Origin of the sequence: Mesorhizobium sp. B264B1B (assembly GCF_020165765.1) — a bacterium.
Taxonomy (GTDB): Bacteria; Pseudomonadota; Alphaproteobacteria; order Rhizobiales; family Rhizobiaceae; genus Mesorhizobium.
This window is the reverse complement of sequence record NZ_JAIUIS010000023.1, coordinates 50,406-67,523: the sequence shown is the minus strand read 5'-3', so window position 1 is coordinate 67,523 and position 17,118 is coordinate 50,406. Positions and strand designations below refer to the sequence as shown.

Sequence of the window (17,118 nt, the reverse complement as noted above, 5' to 3'; positions counted from 1 at the left end):
GTTAGCCTGCGAGGACAAGACGTCCATCGACTGGGCGCGCGTGATGCGCGGCATGAATTCCATCGCAAAGGCCGTCAGCCCGGCCTTGGCCAGCGCCGCGACGGCGGCATCGTTGCCATACGGATCCATGATGGCGATGACCGCAGCGCCTGACTTGTAGCTTTTCAGCTCCGCATCGGTCGGCCGGCGCACCTTCAGCACCACGTCGGCCTTGGCCACATCGCCGGCCTCGCCGATCGAAGCGCCCGCCTTGGCGAACTCCTCATCGGGAATGCGCGATCGCGTGCCGGCACCGGCCTCCACAACCACTTCAAGACCCAGGCCGGCCAGCCGTTTCACCGTATCGGGCGAAGCCGCGACGCGCGGCTCGTTCGCATCGAGCTCACGAGGGATGAAAACCGTCTGTCCCACCGCATGATCCTTTCGGCTGGAACCTGTTTGCGCAAAGTGTCGGCCGGGGCGTCCGGCGACGTCAAAGGCAATGGGGTTTTGGAAAGACTATCGCAGAATGAAGGCGCCGACGGCCATGATCAGGACGAACAGGATAGTCGCCGAGAAGAAGCCGCCCGCGAAGAAACCGAAAGCCATCGCCAGAAGTATGGCGCCGCAGAAGAGTGATCCGTATTTGGCCAGCATGAGGAAGCCCGCATAGGTGCGGTCGTGCTCGGCATAGTCCATCTTCGCGCCCAGTTCGACAGGACCGGTCGGCGTGTGCTCAGCCATAGGAATACCCCTTCGAAGACATCTTTCAGGCACATAGCGAAAAGCCGCGCCGAGAGCAATGGCGCTATTGCCGCATCGCAGCCGACAACTGCCTCAAGGGAAATTTGAAGCAAAGCGCCCCTGCGTTCGGCAGAATCGCCGAACCGCTCCGGCTGCTTGTTTTAGCGCAATCCCGGACGAAGCCGGCTGGCGCGTCAACCGCGCTGTCCGTCTTTAGCCGGCGAGGTGCGGAAACAATCCAAGCAGGCCGGCTATGATCAGGTAGAGCGCGACGATGTAGTTCAGCAGCCGTGGCATGACCAGGATCAGCACCCCGGCGATCAGCGAGATAAGCGGCGTGAGCGCGAGCTGGGAAATATGCATGTCGGGGTCCTTTTGGCAGATACGTCGAAATGAAGACGCGGAGCGTCAACGCGCCGCCGTCATCAAAACGCGGATCTGGCCGGAAAGCTCCGGAGCTTTGCAAAATCAGGGGCCTCAGGCGGCCTCACGATAATATTTCGCCGTCGGCACGATAGACAAGGGCGTCAGCCGATTGATGGCCGGATTGGCGAACATCAACCGCTGTTCCATGGGCGTCGACCTGAAGAATGGGAAACGTTCGAGCGTCAGGCGCATATTTTCGCCGGCGGGGATTTCGAACAGGGCGATCCGGGTAAGAACGCCCGGAAACTCCTTAGCCTCGGTCCTCTGCACGGCATTGAAGTAACGAGAATAAAAATTGGAATGCTCGACCTTGACCGGCGTCAGCACAGAGTTCTGGCCAAAATAGAGCGAGGCCACCATGGCAAGCCTGAGTGTCAGAAACGGCAGCACTCCGGGTGCCGGCGCGGCATCAGGATCGGTTGCGAAGCGGGTTCCGTCGATGAAGGTTTCTCCGCGGGCAAGCCGCTCGATCAGTATTTCCGGATAGGCATCAACGGAGGGCGAATTCGGGTGCTCGATGGAAATGTAATGGAAGCGGATTGTGCTCACCAATTCGCCGTAGCAATAGACACCGAATCGGTAGGAATTGGGTAGATTGTCCCAGCGATCCTCGAACATGCCGCTGGCGAGCGGGCCGCACATGCCGGAGCGCAGATAGGACTTATAGCGAAGCCGGTAAATCGCTTCCAAATCCTCGCCCCCGGTAATGAGGCGATAATCGACATGCTCAAGCAGTTGCATCATCGATCGATTCAGCACCGAATCCCCGGCTGTGCTTACCCCGCCAGACGCATTCCTTGTAGCTGTTGCAGCATCCATCGTCTGTCCTCGAATTCGACCTAGGATAGGCTATTCGAGTTGAAATGAGACACAAGCCGAAATTTAGATCTTGTTGATTTACATTCCGTTAACCTTAATGGCCGGGAGTCGCCCGAGAATATCTTACTGAGCAATCGTCCGAGCGATTGCCGCTGACAGGACGTGGATCATGCCTCCGAATACATCTGCGTAGTGAGGAAGAGCTTTCAGCAGCATTGCGCAAAGGCAAAATCACGGCGGAACCGTATCCTGTCATCGAACGATTGAGTTCGACATCAAAGAGCATCGTGCGACTCGCAACGCGCGGGGAATCCAATCGAGCGAAGTCGAAAATTACGGCGCTAACGGACCGTCCGTTTACCGATGCGACGCAGGTCAGCGGCGAATGGCCAGGTGACATTCGACATCGTCTCGATACCCGACGCACTGAGCGCGGCACCGAACAGGAAGCCCTGCACGAGATCCGGTTTCACTTGCAAGGCCAGGATCTTGAGCTGCTCAAAGGTCTCGACGCCTTCGACAGTCACCGACAGTCCAAGCGGCCGCGACAGATTGACAATGCCCTTCAGTAGCTCCAGCGAACGCTTGCTCTGGGTGACGTCCATCAGGAAGGAGCGATCGATCTTGATCTTGTCGAGCGGCAGCTTATGCAGATAGCTCAGGCTCGAATAGCCGGTACCGAAATCGTCAAGTGCGATGCGCACACCGATCTGCTTCAGTTCCTCGATATATTGACGTGTCAGCGACTTGTCATCGAGCAGCGCAGTTTCGGTGACCTCGATCTCCAGCCGGCCGGCGGCAAGGCCGGAGCTGACCAGAGCGTCGCGAACCTTCTGGATGACGTCCCGGTTGCGGAAATCCTTGGCGGAGAGATTGACCGAGACGCTGGTGTGGTCCGGCCATTTGGCGCATTCGGTGCAGGCTGCCTGCAGCACGAAGGTGCTAATCTCGGAAATGATGCCCATTTCCTCCGCCAGCGGAATGAAGATGCCGGGCGAAATCGGCCCGAGGTCGGGATGGTCCCATCGGCACAGCGCCTCGCAGCTGGCGATGCGCATCGTGCTCATCGCCACGATCGGCTGGTAGACGACGCGCAGGGCCTTGCCTTCCACCGCGCTGCGCAGATCCGCCTTCATCAGCTGGCGGTTGCGGAACGCAGCGTCCATGGCGGCCTCGAACAGCCGCCAGCCGTTCTTGCCGAGCTCCTTGGCCTTATAGAGCGCCAAGTCCGCCTTGACGATCATGGCGTCGACGTCGGTATCCCTGACCCGCGACAGCACGGCGCCGGCGCTGGCCTGGATGCGCAGCCCGTGGCCGGCGACGTCCACCTCCCCTTGCAACGCTGCAAAGATCTCGTCGATCTGAAGGGTCAGATGGCTTTCATCCTCTATACGGTCGAAGAAAACCATGAATTCGTCGCCGCCGAAGCGGCTGACGGTAATGCCTTGTCCCGCAATGGCGGCAAGACGCTCGGCCACCGCGTAGATCAATCCATCGCCGATCGGATGCCCGAGCGTGTCGTTGACACTCTTGAAATCGTCGAGGTCGAGCACGGCAAGGCCGCAGAGGCGGTCACGGTCGCCTGACGCCATCGCCTCGCCGATCAATTCGTGGAAATAGGCGCGATTGGGCAGGCCGGTGAGATTGTCATAGCGCGCCATGAAGCGGATCTTGTCTTCCGCCTCGACGCGTGCCGTCACGTCCTCGAAGGTGATGACCCCGAGTTCCTGGCTGCCTTCGCGGGCGGAGAACTCGTAGTGCTGGCCATTGGCGAGCGAAACCAGGACCTTACGGTCGCGGCCCTCGCGCAATGCACGCGTCAGCTGGGCTTCGATGTAGCGGCAGTCCTTTGGGGCCAGCATGCCGCCCACGACGCCGCGCATCAAGAGACCATGGATTGACCGCCCAAGCAGCGCATCGGCCGATTTGAGCGACATCAGATGCGCGGCCTCGGCATTGGCGACCGCCACCCGACCGTCCGGGCCAAGCATGACGAGGCCATGCGACATGGTATTGAGCGCGCGATCGAATCTGAGCGCGAGCTTCCTCGCTTCCTTGTGGCCGATGACGGCCGAGAAAAGCACATCGCGGACGTGGTCGGCGCTGTTGATCGTGACGAAAGTCAACGGGATGATCATCAGACCGAGAATGACCGAAGGCACATCCATGCGCAGCAAAAGTGCAAGTGCTGCCGGACCAATGAAGGTCACGGAAAAAACCCGCACCATAATGGGAGAGCCATAGTTCCGGCCAACAACCGTCACCAAGGTCGCGATGGCCAGCGACGTCGCGGCCAGTTCGGCAAAGGGATCGGGATAGACATAGATCGATATGAAGCACAGTGCGCCCAACGTGAGGCCCTGCACGCTGCCCTTGAGGATGTAGTTGCGCTCCCACCGATGCGCCTCCTGGACGTCGGCTATTACACCGCCTGCCTTCCGGAAGGCGCGAATGCCGAAATAGCGGTAAAGGCAGATGGACAGCAGAACAAAAGAGAAAGCCAGGAACAACGGATTGTTCGTGCGCAAGTAGATCATTAGTCCGAGGATCCAGTAGCACACGCCACCGATCACCAGCATGTGGGCGTTGTCGAACAACGACCGCACAAACTGGATATAAACATCCGCTGGGATGTTTTCGGTCTTTGTTCTGCCCATGTCGTCGGCCCAACGCTAGGCCTCGTCATCTCACATCCGCCTTAAGAAAGGCTTAGAACAGCGGTTTTGGGCGGCTTGCCGAAGGCGCGCAAAGCAGGACAGACTGGGAGAATTGGGCTTTAGGTAAACAAGGCCATCACTCGGCGGCCTGGAGTTCCACCCTCGCTGACGTGCCGGACAGGCGCTCGAGCAGTCTTTGGCGCTCGCCGGCCGCCTTTTGAGCGCTGGCTTGCCGAACATGGCCGTAACCGCGGATGAGTGCCGGCACCGAGACGAGGGCCGTGGCGGCCTCGATGGTGTCCGGCGCCAGCGAGTTGGCGACGCGTTGCAGGTCGGCCTCATATTGCGCCAATAATTGCCGCTCCATGCGCCGCTCGGCGGTGTAGCCGAACAGGTCGAATGCTGTCCCGCGCAGGCCCTTCAGCGCCGCCAGTATGCGGAACCCTTTCATCATCCAGGGACCAAAGCTCGATTTCCTCGGTTTGCCGTCATTGCCGCGACGGCCCAGGATCGGCGGCGCCAGGTGGAATTCGAGTTTTTCGTAACTCTGGAACTGCTTGCCGAGTTCGGCGGCGAAGGAGCCGTCGGTATAGAGCCGCGCCACCTCGTATTCGTCCTTGATCGCCATCAGCTTGAACAGGTTCCTGGCCGCCGCTTCCGTCACGGCGCTCGAACCGGGCGCGGCCTTGGCTTCGGCCGCGCGCAGGGCAGCGATCCTGCCGGCGTAGCGCTTGCCATAGGCGGCGTTCTGATAGGCGGAAAGGAAAGCGATCCGGCGGGCAATGATTTCGTCCAGCGTCTGGGCAATCGTGGCGGGTTGGCCGTCCTTGCCCGGCTGGACGAGGCCACGCACGAAATCCGGCTGATGCGCGGCGCGGCGGCCCCAGCGGAAGGCGGCGATATTCATCCCCACCGCCTCGCCGTTCAATTCGATCGCCTTTTCGACGGCTTGCGCCGACAGCGGCAGACCGCCATGCTGGAAGGCGAAGCCGAGCATGAACATGTTGGCGCCCAGCGAATTGCCGAACAGGGCGGTGGCTGTGCGGGTGGCGTCGAAGAAATGCGCCTTGTCGTCGCCGGCAGCAGTGCGGATCGCCTTCTTCAAGCGCTCGATGGGCAGCGAGAAATCGGCCGAGCGGGCAAACTCGCCCGGCATGATCTCGGCAGTGTTGGCGAGGAAGATGGTGTGGCCCTCGCGCACCGCGGCCAGCACCTTCTTGGCGCCCGACACGACGAGATCGCAGCCGAGCACGAGATCGGCTTTGCCGGCCGAGACACGGATGGCATGGATGTCATCGGGCGTGCGGGCGATGCGGACATGGGTGAACACCGAACCGCCCTTCTGGGCAAGCCCGGCCATGTCGATCATGCCGCAGCCCTTGCCTTCGAGATGAGCCGCCATGCCGAGCACGGCGCCGACGGTGACGACGCCGGTGCCGCCGACGCCGTCGATGATCGCCGCCCAGCCCTGTTCGCCGAGCGGGAATTCGGCGGCTGCTGGAACGCCGTCGAGCGGATCGGTCTTGCCGGCGATGCCTTCGGCCTTGCGGATCTTGGCGCCATGCACCGTGACGAAGGACGGGCAGAAGCCATTGACGCAGGAAAAATCCTTGTTGCAGCTCGACTGGTCGATCCGGCGCTTGCGGCCGAACTCGGTCTCCACCGGCTGGATGGAGACGCAGTTCGATTGGACGCCGCAGTCGCCGCAGCCCTCGCAGATCAGTTCGTTGATGAAGACCCGCTTGTCGGGATCGGGAAAGGTTCCGCGCTTGCGACGGCGGCGCTTTTCGGCGGCACAGGTCTGGTCGTAGAGCAGGATCGAAACCCCGCTAACGCCGCGCAGCTCGCGCTGGACGAGATCGAGATCGTCGCGGTGATGGATGGTGGCGCCGGCCGGGAACTCGACCTTGCCGGCATATTTGTCGGGTTCGTCGGTGACGACGGCGATGCGCTCGATCCCTTCGGCTCGCACCTGCCTGGCGATCATGTCCACCGTCAGGCCGCCTTCATGCGGCTGGCCGCCGGTCATGGCCACCGCGTCGTTATAGAGTATCTTGTAGGTGATGTTGGCGCCCGACGACAGCGCGAAGCGGATCGCCAGCGTGCCGGAGTGGTTGTAGGTGCCGTCGCCGAGATTCTGGAAAATGTGGTCGCGCTTGGAAAAGGGCGCCTGGCCGACCCACTGCGCCCCCTCGCCACCCATGGCGGTGAAGCCGACAGTATTCCTGTCCATCCACAGTGCCATGAAATGGCAGCCGATGCCGGCCGCGGCGATCGAGCCATCCGGCACCTTGGTCGAGGAATTGTGTGGGCAGCCGGAGCAGAAGAAGGGCGTGCGGGAGCCGATGTCCGACGCGTCTGCGAGCATGGCCTGGAACTGGCGCAGCTTCGCCACCCGCGCTGAAATCTCTTCCGACGGACCGATGGTTTTCACGATCCTTTCGCCAAGGGCAATGGCGATTTCGTTGGGGTCGAGCGCGCCCTTGGCCGGAAACAGCCAGTCGCCGCGCTCGTTCTTCTTGCCGACGATGACGGGCTGCGTGGCGGTGCCGTAGAGGCTCTCGCGAAGCTGCACCTCGATCAGCGAACGCTTCTCCTCGACGACGACGATGGTGTCGAGGCCGCGCGCGAACTCGGCAATGTGCTGGAAATCGAGCGGCCAGGGGCAACCGACTTTGAACAGCCGCACGCCGATGCGGCCGGCGGCGGCCTCGTCGATGCCGATATCCTCGAGCGCCTGGCGGACGTCGAGATAGCTTTTGCCGATGGTGATGATGCCGATCCTGGGATTGCGGCCGCCCGAATAGACGACGCGGTTCAGCCCGTTGGCATGGATGAAGGCCGACGCGGCGGCGCGCTTGTACTCATGCAGCCGCTCCTCCTGACCGAGCATGTCGATCTCGTGGCGGATGTTGAGGCCGCCGGGCGGCATGTCGAACTCGGGATTAACGATGTTCAGACGCTCGATCGAGGCATCGACCGAGGCCGTCGATTCGATGTTGTCCTTGACGCATTTGATGGCCGCCCATGTGCCGGCGAAGCGCGACATGGCAAAACCGTAGAGCCCGTAATCGATTATCTCCTGGACACCGGCCGGGTTGAGGATCGGCACCATGGCGTCGACGAACAGGAATTCGGTGGCATGCGCGTTGGTCGAGGATTCGGCCATGTGGTCGTCGCCCATCAAAGCGAGCGCACCGCCATGTTTCGACGAGCCGGCCAGATTGGCGTGGCGGAAGACGTCGCCGGAGCGGTCGACCCCCGGACCCTTGCCGTACCAAACCGAAAAAACGCCGTCATGGGTGCCTTCGCCCAGCAGTTCCGTCTGCTGCGATCCCCAGCAGGCGGTAGCGGCGAGTTCCTCGTTAAGGCCGGGCTGGAAGACGATGTCGGCCTGGGCGAGCTGTTTTTTTGCCTTCCACAGCTGCATGTCGAGGCCGCCCAGCGGCGAACCGCGATAGCCGGAGACGAAGCCGGCCGTGTTCAGGCCCGCGCGGCGGTCGCGCTCGCGCTGCATCAGCAGCATGCGGATGACCGCCTGGGCGCCGGACAGGAAGATGCGTTCCTTCCCCAGGTCGAACTTGTCGTCGAGCGCGACGTCGTGCAGCGTCATCAGGCATTTCCTCTGCGGAGGCCGCGCGGGGGCAGGCAGCCAGCGTCGGGATCGGATGACGCATCCTTTCTCCCCTTGCAAGACAGGTCAAACGAAATCGGACGTGACAGGCAACGCGCAACGAACGATCCGCCGTCATCCCTTGCCCGGTATGAAATCGCCCCGCGAGCAATGTCCGGCGTACGAAAATCTCGCTTGCCTTTCGGCTTGGCGGCGAGCGTCAGGTCCCCTTGGAGCAGTCGGGCTTCGGCTCGCCCGGCAGCTTGCCGTCGGGGTGGCCTACGAGATCGGGATTGGCGGTGTAGAGCTGGTCAATGACGAGCGGCCGGTCGGGCAGGATGGACTGGTCTTCGGTGGACATCAGCGTGGTGTCGATCTTCTGCAGGACCGCGCCGTCGGAACCCTTGATAGCGATGGCGATCGTATAAGGCTTGTTCTTGACGACGCAGGTCAAAGCCGGGCTCTCCAGCGTCACCTTGTCGAGCTTGGGCCAGACCTTCTGCTCGACCACCAACGGCGCGCCGCCGGCCGGATCCTGGAAGCTGGCGACCGCGACCTGGCCCTCTCCCATCGGCCGCAGGGGCCGCAGCGTCACGACATAGGTCGCCCTGGCAAGACGATAGTTGAAGACGAATATCTTGCCCGAAATCTCGAACAACTTGCCTTCACCGTCCTTGGTGGTGTCGCGGCAGGCGCCGAGCGCCATCGCCGCGATCAGCGCCATGCCGAGCAGGGCTGAACGAGAGCTAATCCTGGACATTGTTGACCTCATTGGCCGCCCTGCGGCGGCGATAGTGGCGGCTTGCCTTCTGGCGGTTGCCGCAGACCGCCATGTCGCACCAAAGGCGGCTGGAATTACGGCTGCGGTCGACGAACAGCCAGGTGCAGTTGGGACAGATCCTGAGCCTGGCGACCGTGTCCTCGCGCAGCAGCGACAAGGCGGAAACCGCCAGCGCCGCCTCGAAAGCGATCGGCGTTGCCGGATCGCCGAACGGCTTTCCGGGCGCTGCAATCTCGGTCCGGCTGCCGGCAAGACCGCCGGCGCAGGCCCCCAGCAAGCCTGAGAGATGATCGGTGGCGACGGCGCCCCTCAACACGGCGTGGCGAAACAACCGGTCCGTCGCCTCGCGGATCGCCAGCACGACAGGCGCGATTGCAGCCGGCGCGGAGACCGCCAGCCGCCTGCCGCCAAGCTCGGCGGCGCGAAAGCCGCTCGCCGCGTCCGCGAAGCGGGCGATCTCGCGCGGATCGTCAAAACGGTCGAAGGTCCTCTCGGGATCGGCACGCAGCACGACGGTGTTAGCCGTGTCGAGCGCGAGCAGGCCGCCGGTGAAGCGGTGCGGGGTCCAGGATACCGTCATGTCCGAAATCTAACCGATAAATGGCATTTGACAAGTTAGATTCGACGATGCAAGTCTGCCCTGAAGCGGGTATTGCCGCTCTCTGTCTGGAGCGTATCGTCGTCCCAAAGCCGCTATGCGCTTTGGGCGACATGCCCCGAGGATTTTCGCATGCTGTATCTGTTCCAGCAGGTCCTGAACGGGCTGCATTCAGGCGCACTCTATGCGCTGCTGGCGTTCGGCTATGTGCTGACCAACGGCATCCTGCACCGCACCAACCTGGCCTATGGCGCGCTGTTCGCCTTTTGCGGACAGACGATGATCCTGACCGCCGCCTTCGGCTACCAGGTGCTGTGGCTGACGCTGACGGCGGCGGTGGTGCTCGGCATCGCAGCGGCTTTCCTCTACGCCGCGCTTATCAGCAGCGTCCTGTCGCGCAGCGTCTTCGAACCGCTGGCCGACCGCTCGCCCAATGCGATCGTGGTGACCACGCTTGGCATCCTGCTGGTTTTGTCGGAAGCAAGCCGCATCGCCGCCGACACGCATGATTTGTGGCTGCCGCCTATGCTGGCGCAACCTGTCGTTTTCGCGCAGAATGCCGGCTTCAAGGCGACATTGACGCTGATCCAGCTGCTCGATTGCGCCGTGGTGCTGGGGGCGGTGGCGCTTGCGGCTTGGGGCTTTGCCCATTCGAATTTCGGCCGGCGCTGGCGCGCCGTCTCCGACGATCCCAAGGCGGCCGCCATGTGCGGCGTCGACGTGCGCGCCGTGTTCCGCCACGCAGTGCTGTTCGGCGGTTTCTGCGCCGCGCTGGCCGGCGTCATGGCCGGCCTCTATTACGGCAATGTCAGTTTCGGTTCCGGCCTCGTCTACGGGCTCAAGATCCTGTTCGTGACAGCGGTCGGCGGCTATCTCTCGCCGCCGCGGGCGGCCCTGGGCGCTGCCGCCTTCGGCATGGCCGAGTCGCTGTGGGCCGGCTATTTCCCGGTGGAATGGCGCGACGCGTGGATGTACCTGTTCCTCGTCGCCATGCTGGTGCTGATCGGCGCTGGCCGCGACCAGACCAAGATCGCGTGATCAGCATCAGACTTTGGTTGCATGACGCCTGCCACCGATAAGCTTGTTTCGGAAACGAAACGACCGCCTTAAGGTTTTGATTTTCCCCACGAACCCTGCCGGCTGCCGGTTCCGGGTTCCCAAACCGTGCGCCGTCGGCCTGCGCTTCGTCGGCTTCCTCGTCTCACAACCGCGTTGACAGCGCCGCTCCTGTGTTGACCCGTCCTGCCACGCACGGCATACGGTTAGGCCACAGCGGCGCGGCGGAAAACAAGGGGGAGCCGTCGCGCCTCGGCCAACAGGGAGGAATGCATGGCAGGGCTTCTCGCTCTATCCAGGACGATCGACCGTGTGAACGAGTTCATCGGCAAATGGATATCGTGGTTGATCCTGCTGGCAATCCTAGTGAGCGCCGCTAACGCGACCATCCGCAAGGTGTTCGACACCTCGTCGAATGCGTGGCTGGAGCTGCAATGGTACCTGTTCGGCGCCGCCTTCATGCTGGCGGCGGCCTATACGCTGAAGCAGAACGACCATATCCGCATCGATATCGTCTACGGCCTGTTCCCGCGCCGCGTGCAGCACTGGATCGACCTTTTCGGCCATGTCTTTTTCCTGATGCCGTTCGTGACGCTGATGGTGATCTATTTCGTCCCCTACGTGTCGCTTTCGTTCCGCAGCGGTGAAATGTCGAACAATTCCGGCGGGCTGATCATCTGGCCGGCAAAGGCGATCCTGCTGGTCGGCTTCTTCCTGCTAGCGCTGCAGGGCATCTCCGAGATCATCAAGAAGATCGCCATCATGCGCGGCGACATGGACGACCCGACCCCGTTCATATCGGCGCATGAGCAGGCGGAACTCGAAGCCAAGGCACTGGCCGACGAGGTGCGCTCGTGATCGAGTTCATCGCCCAGAACATGGCGCCGATCATGTTCGCCTCGCTGGTCCTATTCCTGCTGATCGGCTATCCCGTCGCCTTCTCGCTCGCCGCCAACGGACTTTTGTTCTTTTTCATCGGAGTCCTGGTCTCACCCTATTCGGGCGGCTCGATCAATCTCGCCTGGCCGCTGCTGCATGCGTTGCCGGATAATTTCTACGGCAGCCGGGTGATGTCGAACGACACGCTGCTGGCGATCCCTTTCTTCACCTTCATGGGCATCGTGCTCGAGCGATCGGGGATGGCGGAAGACCTGCTCGATACGATCGGCCAGCTGTTCGGGCCGATCCGCGGCGGGCTTGCCTATGCCGTGATCTTCGTCGGCGCGCTGCTGGCCGCGACGACCGGCGTGGTGGCGGCATCGGTCATCGCCATGGGGCTGATCTCGCTGCCGATCATGCTGCGCTACGGCTATGACCGCCGGCTGGCGTCCGGCGTCATCGCCGCGTCCGGAACGCTCGCCCAGATCATCCCGCCGTCGCTGGTGCTGATCGTGCTCGCCGACCAGCTCGGCCGCTCGGTCGGCGACATGTATGCGGGCGCGCTGATCCCCGGCATCGTGCTGACCAGCCTCTACATGCTCTACATCCTGATCATGACGATCGTCCGGCCGAATTCGATGCCGGCGCTGCCGCTGGAAGCACGCACGCTCGGCCATGGCGTCGTGTCGCTGCTGGTGGCGTTGCTGGCGACGGTGGCGATCTCCTACGCGGCCTACCGCTATCTCGCACCGACCCATGGCGACAATGCCGACATCCTCGGCGCCAGCATCGGCGTGGCCGTGATCTATATCGTTGCGATCGCCGATCAGCGCCTGAAAATCAACATGATGTCGCGGCTGGCGCAGCAGGTCGTGATCGTGCTGATCCCGCCATTGGCGTTGATCTTCCTGGTGCTGGGCACCATTTTCCTTGGCATCGCCACTCCAACCGAGGGCGGCGCCATGGGCGCTGTCGGCGCGCTGGCGATGGCGGCGATCAAAGGCCGGCTGTCGCTCGACGTGGTCAAGCAGGCGCTCGCTTCGACGACAAGGCTGTCGTCCTTCGTGCTGTTCATCCTGATCGGCGCGCGCGTCTTCTCCCTCACCTTCTACGGCGTCAACGGCCACATCTGGGTCGAGCATCTCCTGACCTCGCTGCCGGGCGGCGAGGTCGGCTTCCTGATCGGCGTCAACATTCTGGTCTTCGTGCTTGCCTTCTTCCTCGATTTCTTCGAACTGGCCTTCATCATCGTGCCGTTGCTGGCACCGGCCGCCGACAAGCTCGGCATCGACCTGATCTGGTTCGGTGTGCTTCTGGGCGTCAACATGCAGACCAGCTTCATGCATCCACCCTTCGGCTTCGCGCTGTTTTACCTGCGCTCGGTCGCCGCCCGGGTGCCCTATCTCGACCGCTTGACCGGCAAGCAGATCGCGCCGGTGACCACGGGCCAGATCTATTGGGGCGCCGTGCCGTTCGTCTGCATCCAGGTGATCATGATCGGGCTCACCATCGCCTTCCCGCAAATGGTGATGCACTACAAGGGCACAGCGGTCGATTCCGGCACGATCGACTATACGGTGCCGGAGGTGCCGGGACTGACGCCGCTCGGCACGCCGCCGGCCGGTACCGGAACCGCACCCGCCACTGGCGCCGCGCCGCCCGCCGCGCCTGCCGCACCCGACCTGTCGCAACCGCCGAACTTCGGCGACACGGCGCCCGCCAAACCGGCGGCACCACAGCCGGATCTGTCGCAGCCGCCGAACTTCAACTGATGCCGGAGGTCGCAAAATCATGAAAGCGGTACGGCTGGAAGCGGTTGGCAGCATCACGCTGCGCGAGGTCGCCAAGCCGGTTCCCGGGCCTGACGATCTGCTGGTGCGCATCGAGTCCTGCGGCGTCTGCGGCACGGACCGGCATCTCTTCCACGGCGAGTTTCCCTGCCGGCCGCCAGTAACACCCGGCCATGAGTTCTCCGGCATCGTCGAGGCAATGGGACATTCGGTGAGCGGCTTCTCGCTCGGCGACCGCGTCACCGGCGACCCCAACATCGCCTGCGGACGCTGCCGCCATTGCCATGCCGGCCGCGTTAACTTGTGCAGCAATCTCAATGCCATCGGCATCCATCGCGACGGCGGTTTCGCCGACTACGTCGTGTTGCCGCAAAAACAGGCCTTCATCCTGCCCGCGGACTTGAAGCCGACGCACGGCGCCTTCTGCGAGCCGCTCGGCTGCTGTCTCCACGGCGTGGATCTGGCCGAGATCAAGCCCGGCTCCTCGGTCACCATACTTGGCGGCGGCGTGATCGGCCTGCTCACAGTGCAACTGGCAAGGCTTGCAGGGGCGACGACCATCATCCTGTCGACGCGACAGGCCTCACGGCGCGCACTGGCCGAGGAGCTCGGCGCGACGGCAACGGTCGACGCAAGCGCCGCCGACGTCATCGATGCCATCTCCGGGCCAGCGGGACTGGTGCCCGGCGGTGTCGACGTGGTGCTCGAATGTGCCGGTGTCCAGGAAACGGTCGAGCAGTCGCTGCGGCTGGCGAGGGCCGGCGGCACGGTCGTCATTGTCGGCGTGGTGCCGCAAGGCATGAAGGCGGCGTTCGAGCCCTTCGATCTTCTGTTTCGCGAGTTGAAGGTTCTCGGCTCCTTCCTCAATCCCTACACGCACCGCCGCGCCGCCGAGCTGATCGCTTCGGGCGCGATCGAGATCGACCGGCTGATCTCCAGGCAGGTGCCGCTGGAAGAGGCCGCCGCGGTAATCGCCAACCCGCCTGCCGCCGGCGAGGTCAAGGTGGTGGTGGTGCCGGACCGAGGCTGAGTGCCGCTGTCGCTTCGAACCCGTTCGACCCCCGGCCCTGCGGCGCAAGTTTCGACGCCTTCGACTATCGATGTTTCCAGCACCGACGCCCAACGAATAAACCCCGGACTACCGAGTCCGGGGTCTTCGAAAGGAGGCAGAAAAACCTTACAGCTTGCCGTTGCGCTGCTGGACCATCATGAAGGTGTCGTAATTGTACTCGGCCACCTGCGCCCAGAGATAGTGCTCCTTACGGAAGCCCTTGATCGAGTCCCAGATCTTCTTAAACGGCGCGTTCGAGGCTTCCATTTCGGCGTAGACCTCATTGGCCTTCTCGAAGCAGGCGGACATGATCTCCTGGCTGAACGGACGCAGTTTGGCGCCGCCGGCCACCAGCCGCTTCACCGCCGCAGGATTGAGATAGTCGTATTTCTGCAGCATGTTGGCATCGGCGGCTTGCGCGGCGGTATGCAGCAGCGACTTGTAAGTCGGCGAAAGCTCTTCGTATTTCGCCTTGTTGAACATCAGGTGGACGGTCGGGCCGCCTTCCCACCAGCCTGGATAGTAGTAGTAGGGCGCAACCTTATAGAAGCCGAGCTTCTCGTCGTCATAGGGGCCGACCCATTCGGCTGCGTCAATGGTGCCCTTTTCGAGCGCCGGGTAGATGTCGCCGCCGGCGATCTGCTGCGGCACGACGCCGAGCTTCTGCACAACCTTGCCGGCGAAGCCGCCGATGCGCATCTTGAGGCCGGAAAGGTCGGCCACCGTGTTGATCTCCTTGCGGAACCAGCCGCCCATCTGCACGCCGGTATTGCCGCCAGGCAGGCCGAACAAGCCTTGCGTGGCGAGAAATTCGTTGAACAGGTCGATGCCGCCGCCATGATAGTGCCAGGCGTTCATGCCGCGCGCGTTGAGCGAGAACGGAACCGCCGCGCCCAGCGCCCAGGTCGGGTCCTTGCCCCAGTAATAGTATGCCACCGTGTGGCAGGCCTCGACCGTGCCGGCGGTCGTGGCGTCGGCCGCCTGAAGGCCGGGCACCAGCTCGCCAGCGGCGAAGACCTGTATCTGGAAGTTGCCGTCGGTGGCTTCCGAAAGCATCTTTGAGAAGACCTCGGCGCCGCCATAGATCGTGTCGAGCGATTTGGGAAAGGACGACGCCAGCCGCCACGTCACCTTTGGATTGGACTGGGCTATGGCCGGCGCGGCGAGCGTGGCGGCGGCCGCAGCGGCGCCAACGCCGGTCGTCCCGGCCTTGCGGATGAATGAACGACGATCCATGAAGTCCTCCCTTTTGGATCAACAAACCGACGTGCGGCGCATGCTCGATGCCCCGCACGGCTGGGCGAAACAATACACGGGCAAGGAGTCGAGTCCAGCGTGGCGGCCTGATTTGACGGCGTGTGCGCAGGGCCTTGCAACTATAGTCTAACGGGCCGTTTGGTGGCCCATCCGACAGACCGAAACTTGTCATGGAAAAATGTGCTGGGATCGCCTATTTTGAAGGCAGGATTCCCCCGGCCCAGATGGAAAACAAAGCCAAAATGCAGCAGCCGCTCGTCGCCATATCGACCGACGTCCGTCAATTCGACAACTACACCTGGCATGCCGCCCCACAGCAATATCTGGAGGCGGCGATCGCCGGCGCCGGCGTGTTTCCGGTGCTGGTGCCCTCGTTCGGCGATCGGCTCGATTTCGATGAGCTGCTGTCGTCGGTCCACGGCGTCATGCTGACCGGCTCGAAATCCAATGTCGACCCCTCGCTCTATGGCGGCGATGCCAGCGAGGCGAACGGCCCCTATGACCCGGCACGCGACGCCACCACCTTGCCGCTGATTCGCAAAGCGATCGAGCGTGGCGTGCCGCTGCTTGCCATCTGCCGCGGCATCCAGGAGATGAACGTGGCGCTGGGCGGCACGCTGGGCACTGAAATCCAGGAGCGTGAAGGCTCGCTCGACCACCGCGCGCCGGTGAGCGACAATCAGGACGAACGTTTCGCGATTCACCAGACCGTTTCGATCAAGGCGGGCAGTTGCCTGGCCAGTGTGTTTGGGGCCGGCGACATGAAGGTCAACTCTTTGCACCGCCAGGCAATCGGCCGGCTTGGTTCGAAGCTGCAGATCGAAGCCGTGGCCGACGACGGCACGGTCGAGGCGGTCTCTGTAAAGGATGCCCGCGCTTTCGCGGTCGGCGTCCAGTGGCATCCCGAATACTGGGTCAAGTCGGATAGTAACTCGGCCAAGATCTTCCGGGCCTTCGGCGACGCGGTTCGCCTGCATGCGGCTGCCAAGGCCGGCGCCCGCGCGGCGGCGGAGTAATCAGTCGTCGGTGCTCGGGTCCCCGGCGGCCGCCAGCGACAGCAGCGGCAGTGCAGGAGCGTAGGATTCGAATCCGTCGCCATCGGCGACCGCGAAGGTGACGATCGGATCGACGCCGTTGACGCTGAAGGCGACCGTGCCGTCCTCCTGCTCGCGCCAGAATTTCGCCCGCTCGATGCCTGGCATCAGTCGGCTACAGTTCGGAGCCACGGTCAAAAGCGACAGGCCGTCCGAGACGGTGGCGCCGCGTTTGATTGCGCAAACCCCCTCATCACCATTGGCGACCAGCCTGTAGGTGTCGGGCGGCGCGGCCTCTTCAGCGACGCTTTCGCCAGTGCCGCCATGAAACAGCTGAACGCCGCCAAACAGGGCGGCGGCTCCGATCAGTACGGAAAGCGTTTTCATGCTGATCCTCATCCATGCGTACGGACAGGATGAAGAATGATTTCAAA

Annotated in this window: 14 protein-coding genes and 1 pseudogene; 5 read left to right on the top strand and 10 right to left on the bottom strand. The window is 63.0% G+C overall.

Going from position 1 to position 17,118, the window contains the following annotated elements:
* The 8 genes and pseudogenes from LB547_RS30685 to LB547_RS30650 all read right to left on the bottom strand — a co-directional run.
* Window positions 1-411 (bottom strand): annotated as a pseudogene (locus tag LB547_RS30685) (NAD(P)(+) transhydrogenase (Re/Si-specific) subunit alpha); the annotation flags it as partial.
* 87 nt (window positions 412-498) lie between these two features.
* A complete protein-coding gene (locus tag LB547_RS30680; protein ID WP_140501115.1) occupies window positions 499-723 on the bottom strand; it encodes an aa3-type cytochrome c oxidase subunit IV in 225 nt (74 codons plus the stop codon).
* A gap of 213 nt (window positions 724-936) precedes the next feature.
* A complete protein-coding gene (locus LB547_RS30675; RefSeq protein ID WP_140501117.1) occupies window positions 937-1,086 on the bottom strand; it encodes a DUF3096 domain-containing protein in 150 nt (49 codons plus the stop codon).
* Window positions 1,087-1,200: 114 nt separating this feature from the next.
* Entirely contained in the window at window positions 1,201-1,968 is a 768-nt protein-coding gene (locus tag LB547_RS30670; RefSeq protein WP_140501119.1) for an N-acyl amino acid synthase FeeM domain-containing protein, read from the bottom strand.
* Between the two features lie 341 nt (window positions 1,969-2,309).
* Complete coding sequence (locus LB547_RS30665; RefSeq protein WP_140763834.1) at window positions 2,310-4,625, bottom strand: putative bifunctional diguanylate cyclase/phosphodiesterase; 2,316 nt, start codon at window positions 4,623-4,625, stop codon at window positions 2,310-2,312.
* Between the two features lie 136 nt (window positions 4,626-4,761).
* Complete coding sequence (locus LB547_RS30660) at window positions 4,762-8,238, bottom strand: indolepyruvate ferredoxin oxidoreductase family protein (protein ID WP_140580592.1); 3,477 nt, start codon at window positions 8,236-8,238, stop codon at window positions 4,762-4,764.
* 220 nt (window positions 8,239-8,458) lie between these two features.
* Window positions 8,459-8,998, bottom strand: coding sequence for a hypothetical protein (locus tag LB547_RS30655; protein WP_411970497.1), 540 nt, complete (start codon window positions 8,996-8,998; stop codon window positions 8,459-8,461).
* Window positions 8,985-9,599, bottom strand: coding sequence for a CGNR zinc finger domain-containing protein (locus LB547_RS30650; protein ID WP_140763840.1), 615 nt, complete (start codon window positions 9,597-9,599; stop codon window positions 8,985-8,987). Before LB547_RS30650 ends, LB547_RS30655 begins: the two co-directional genes overlap by 14 nt.
* Window positions 9,600-9,749: 150 nt before the next feature.
* On the opposite strand from LB547_RS30650, the gene LB547_RS30645 reads away from it, so the two are divergent.
* The 4 genes from LB547_RS30645 to LB547_RS30630 all read left to right on the top strand — a co-directional run bounded on the left by LB547_RS30645 (window position 9,750) and on the right by LB547_RS30630 (window position 14,372).
* The gene (locus LB547_RS30645; RefSeq protein WP_140763843.1) at window positions 9,750-10,655 is read left to right on the top strand and encodes a branched-chain amino acid ABC transporter permease; all 906 of its coding nucleotides are present in this window, start codon (window positions 9,750-9,752) and stop codon (window positions 10,653-10,655) included.
* A gap of 291 nt (window positions 10,656-10,946) precedes the next feature.
* Window positions 10,947-11,531: a TRAP transporter small permease subunit gene (locus tag LB547_RS30640; RefSeq protein WP_140501131.1), complete on the top strand. Its 585-nt coding sequence runs from the start codon at window positions 10,947-10,949 to the stop codon at window positions 11,529-11,531.
* Complete coding sequence (locus LB547_RS30635) at window positions 11,528-13,324, top strand: TRAP transporter large permease (RefSeq protein ID WP_181167623.1); 1,797 nt, start codon at window positions 11,528-11,530, stop codon at window positions 13,322-13,324. The genes LB547_RS30640 and LB547_RS30635 overlap by 4 nt, the downstream gene beginning before the upstream one ends.
* Window positions 13,325-13,343: 19 nt before the next feature.
* Window positions 13,344-14,372, top strand: coding sequence for a zinc-dependent alcohol dehydrogenase family protein (locus LB547_RS30630; RefSeq protein ID WP_140763846.1), 1,029 nt, complete (start codon window positions 13,344-13,346; stop codon window positions 14,370-14,372).
* A 147-nt stretch (window positions 14,373-14,519) separates the two neighbouring features.
* Here the strand turns inward: LB547_RS30630 and LB547_RS30625 are convergent, their stop codons facing one another.
* Window positions 14,520-15,629, bottom strand: coding sequence for a TRAP transporter substrate-binding protein (locus tag LB547_RS30625; protein ID WP_140501135.1), 1,110 nt, complete (start codon window positions 15,627-15,629; stop codon window positions 14,520-14,522).
* A gap of 263 nt (window positions 15,630-15,892) precedes the next feature.
* On the opposite strand from LB547_RS30625, the gene LB547_RS30620 reads away from it, so the two are divergent.
* Entirely contained in the window at window positions 15,893-16,666 is a 774-nt protein-coding gene (locus tag LB547_RS30620) for a gamma-glutamyl-gamma-aminobutyrate hydrolase family protein (protein WP_140763882.1), read from the top strand.
* Here the strand turns inward: LB547_RS30620 and LB547_RS30615 are convergent, their stop codons facing one another.
* Entirely contained in the window at window positions 16,667-17,071 is a 405-nt protein-coding gene (locus LB547_RS30615) for a hypothetical protein (protein WP_140501137.1), read from the bottom strand. It lies immediately after the preceding gene.
* Window positions 17,072-17,118 lie beyond the last annotated feature (47 nt).

Excerpts from the sequence above, each read along its gene's own strand:
- LB547_RS30680 (WP_140501115.1), bottom strand. The coding sequence starts at position 723 with ATGGCTGAGCACACGCCGACCGGTCCTGTCGAACTGGGCGCGAAGATG.
- LB547_RS30675 (WP_140501117.1), bottom strand. The coding sequence starts at position 1,086 with ATGCATATTTCCCAGCTCGCGCTCACGCCGCTTATCTCGCTGATCGCC.
- LB547_RS30670 (WP_140501119.1), bottom strand. The coding sequence starts at position 1,968 with ATGGATGCTGCAACAGCTACAAGGAATGCGTCTGGCGGGGTAAGCACA.
- LB547_RS30665 (WP_140763834.1), bottom strand. The coding sequence starts at position 4,625 with ATGGGCAGAACAAAGACCGAAAACATCCCAGCGGATGTTTATATCCAG.
- LB547_RS30660 (WP_140580592.1), bottom strand. The coding sequence starts at position 8,238 with ATGACGCTGCACGACGTCGCGCTCGACGACAAGTTCGACCTGGGGAAG.
- LB547_RS30655 (WP_411970497.1), bottom strand. The coding sequence starts at position 8,998 with ATGTCCAGGATTAGCTCTCGTTCAGCCCTGCTCGGCATGGCGCTGATC.
- LB547_RS30650 (WP_140763840.1), bottom strand. The coding sequence starts at position 9,599 with ATGACGGTATCCTGGACCCCGCACCGCTTCACCGGCGGCCTGCTCGCG.
- LB547_RS30645 (WP_140763843.1), top strand. The coding sequence starts at position 9,750 with ATGCTGTATCTGTTCCAGCAGGTCCTGAACGGGCTGCATTCAGGCGCA.
- LB547_RS30640 (WP_140501131.1), top strand. The coding sequence starts at position 10,947 with ATGGCAGGGCTTCTCGCTCTATCCAGGACGATCGACCGTGTGAACGAG.
- LB547_RS30630 (WP_140763846.1), top strand. The coding sequence starts at position 13,344 with ATGAAAGCGGTACGGCTGGAAGCGGTTGGCAGCATCACGCTGCGCGAG.
- LB547_RS30625 (WP_140501135.1), bottom strand. The coding sequence starts at position 15,629 with ATGGATCGTCGTTCATTCATCCGCAAGGCCGGGACGACCGGCGTTGGC.
- LB547_RS30620 (WP_140763882.1), top strand. The coding sequence starts at position 15,893 with ATGCAGCAGCCGCTCGTCGCCATATCGACCGACGTCCGTCAATTCGAC.
- LB547_RS30615 (WP_140501137.1), bottom strand. The coding sequence starts at position 17,071 with ATGAAAACGCTTTCCGTACTGATCGGAGCCGCCGCCCTGTTTGGCGGC.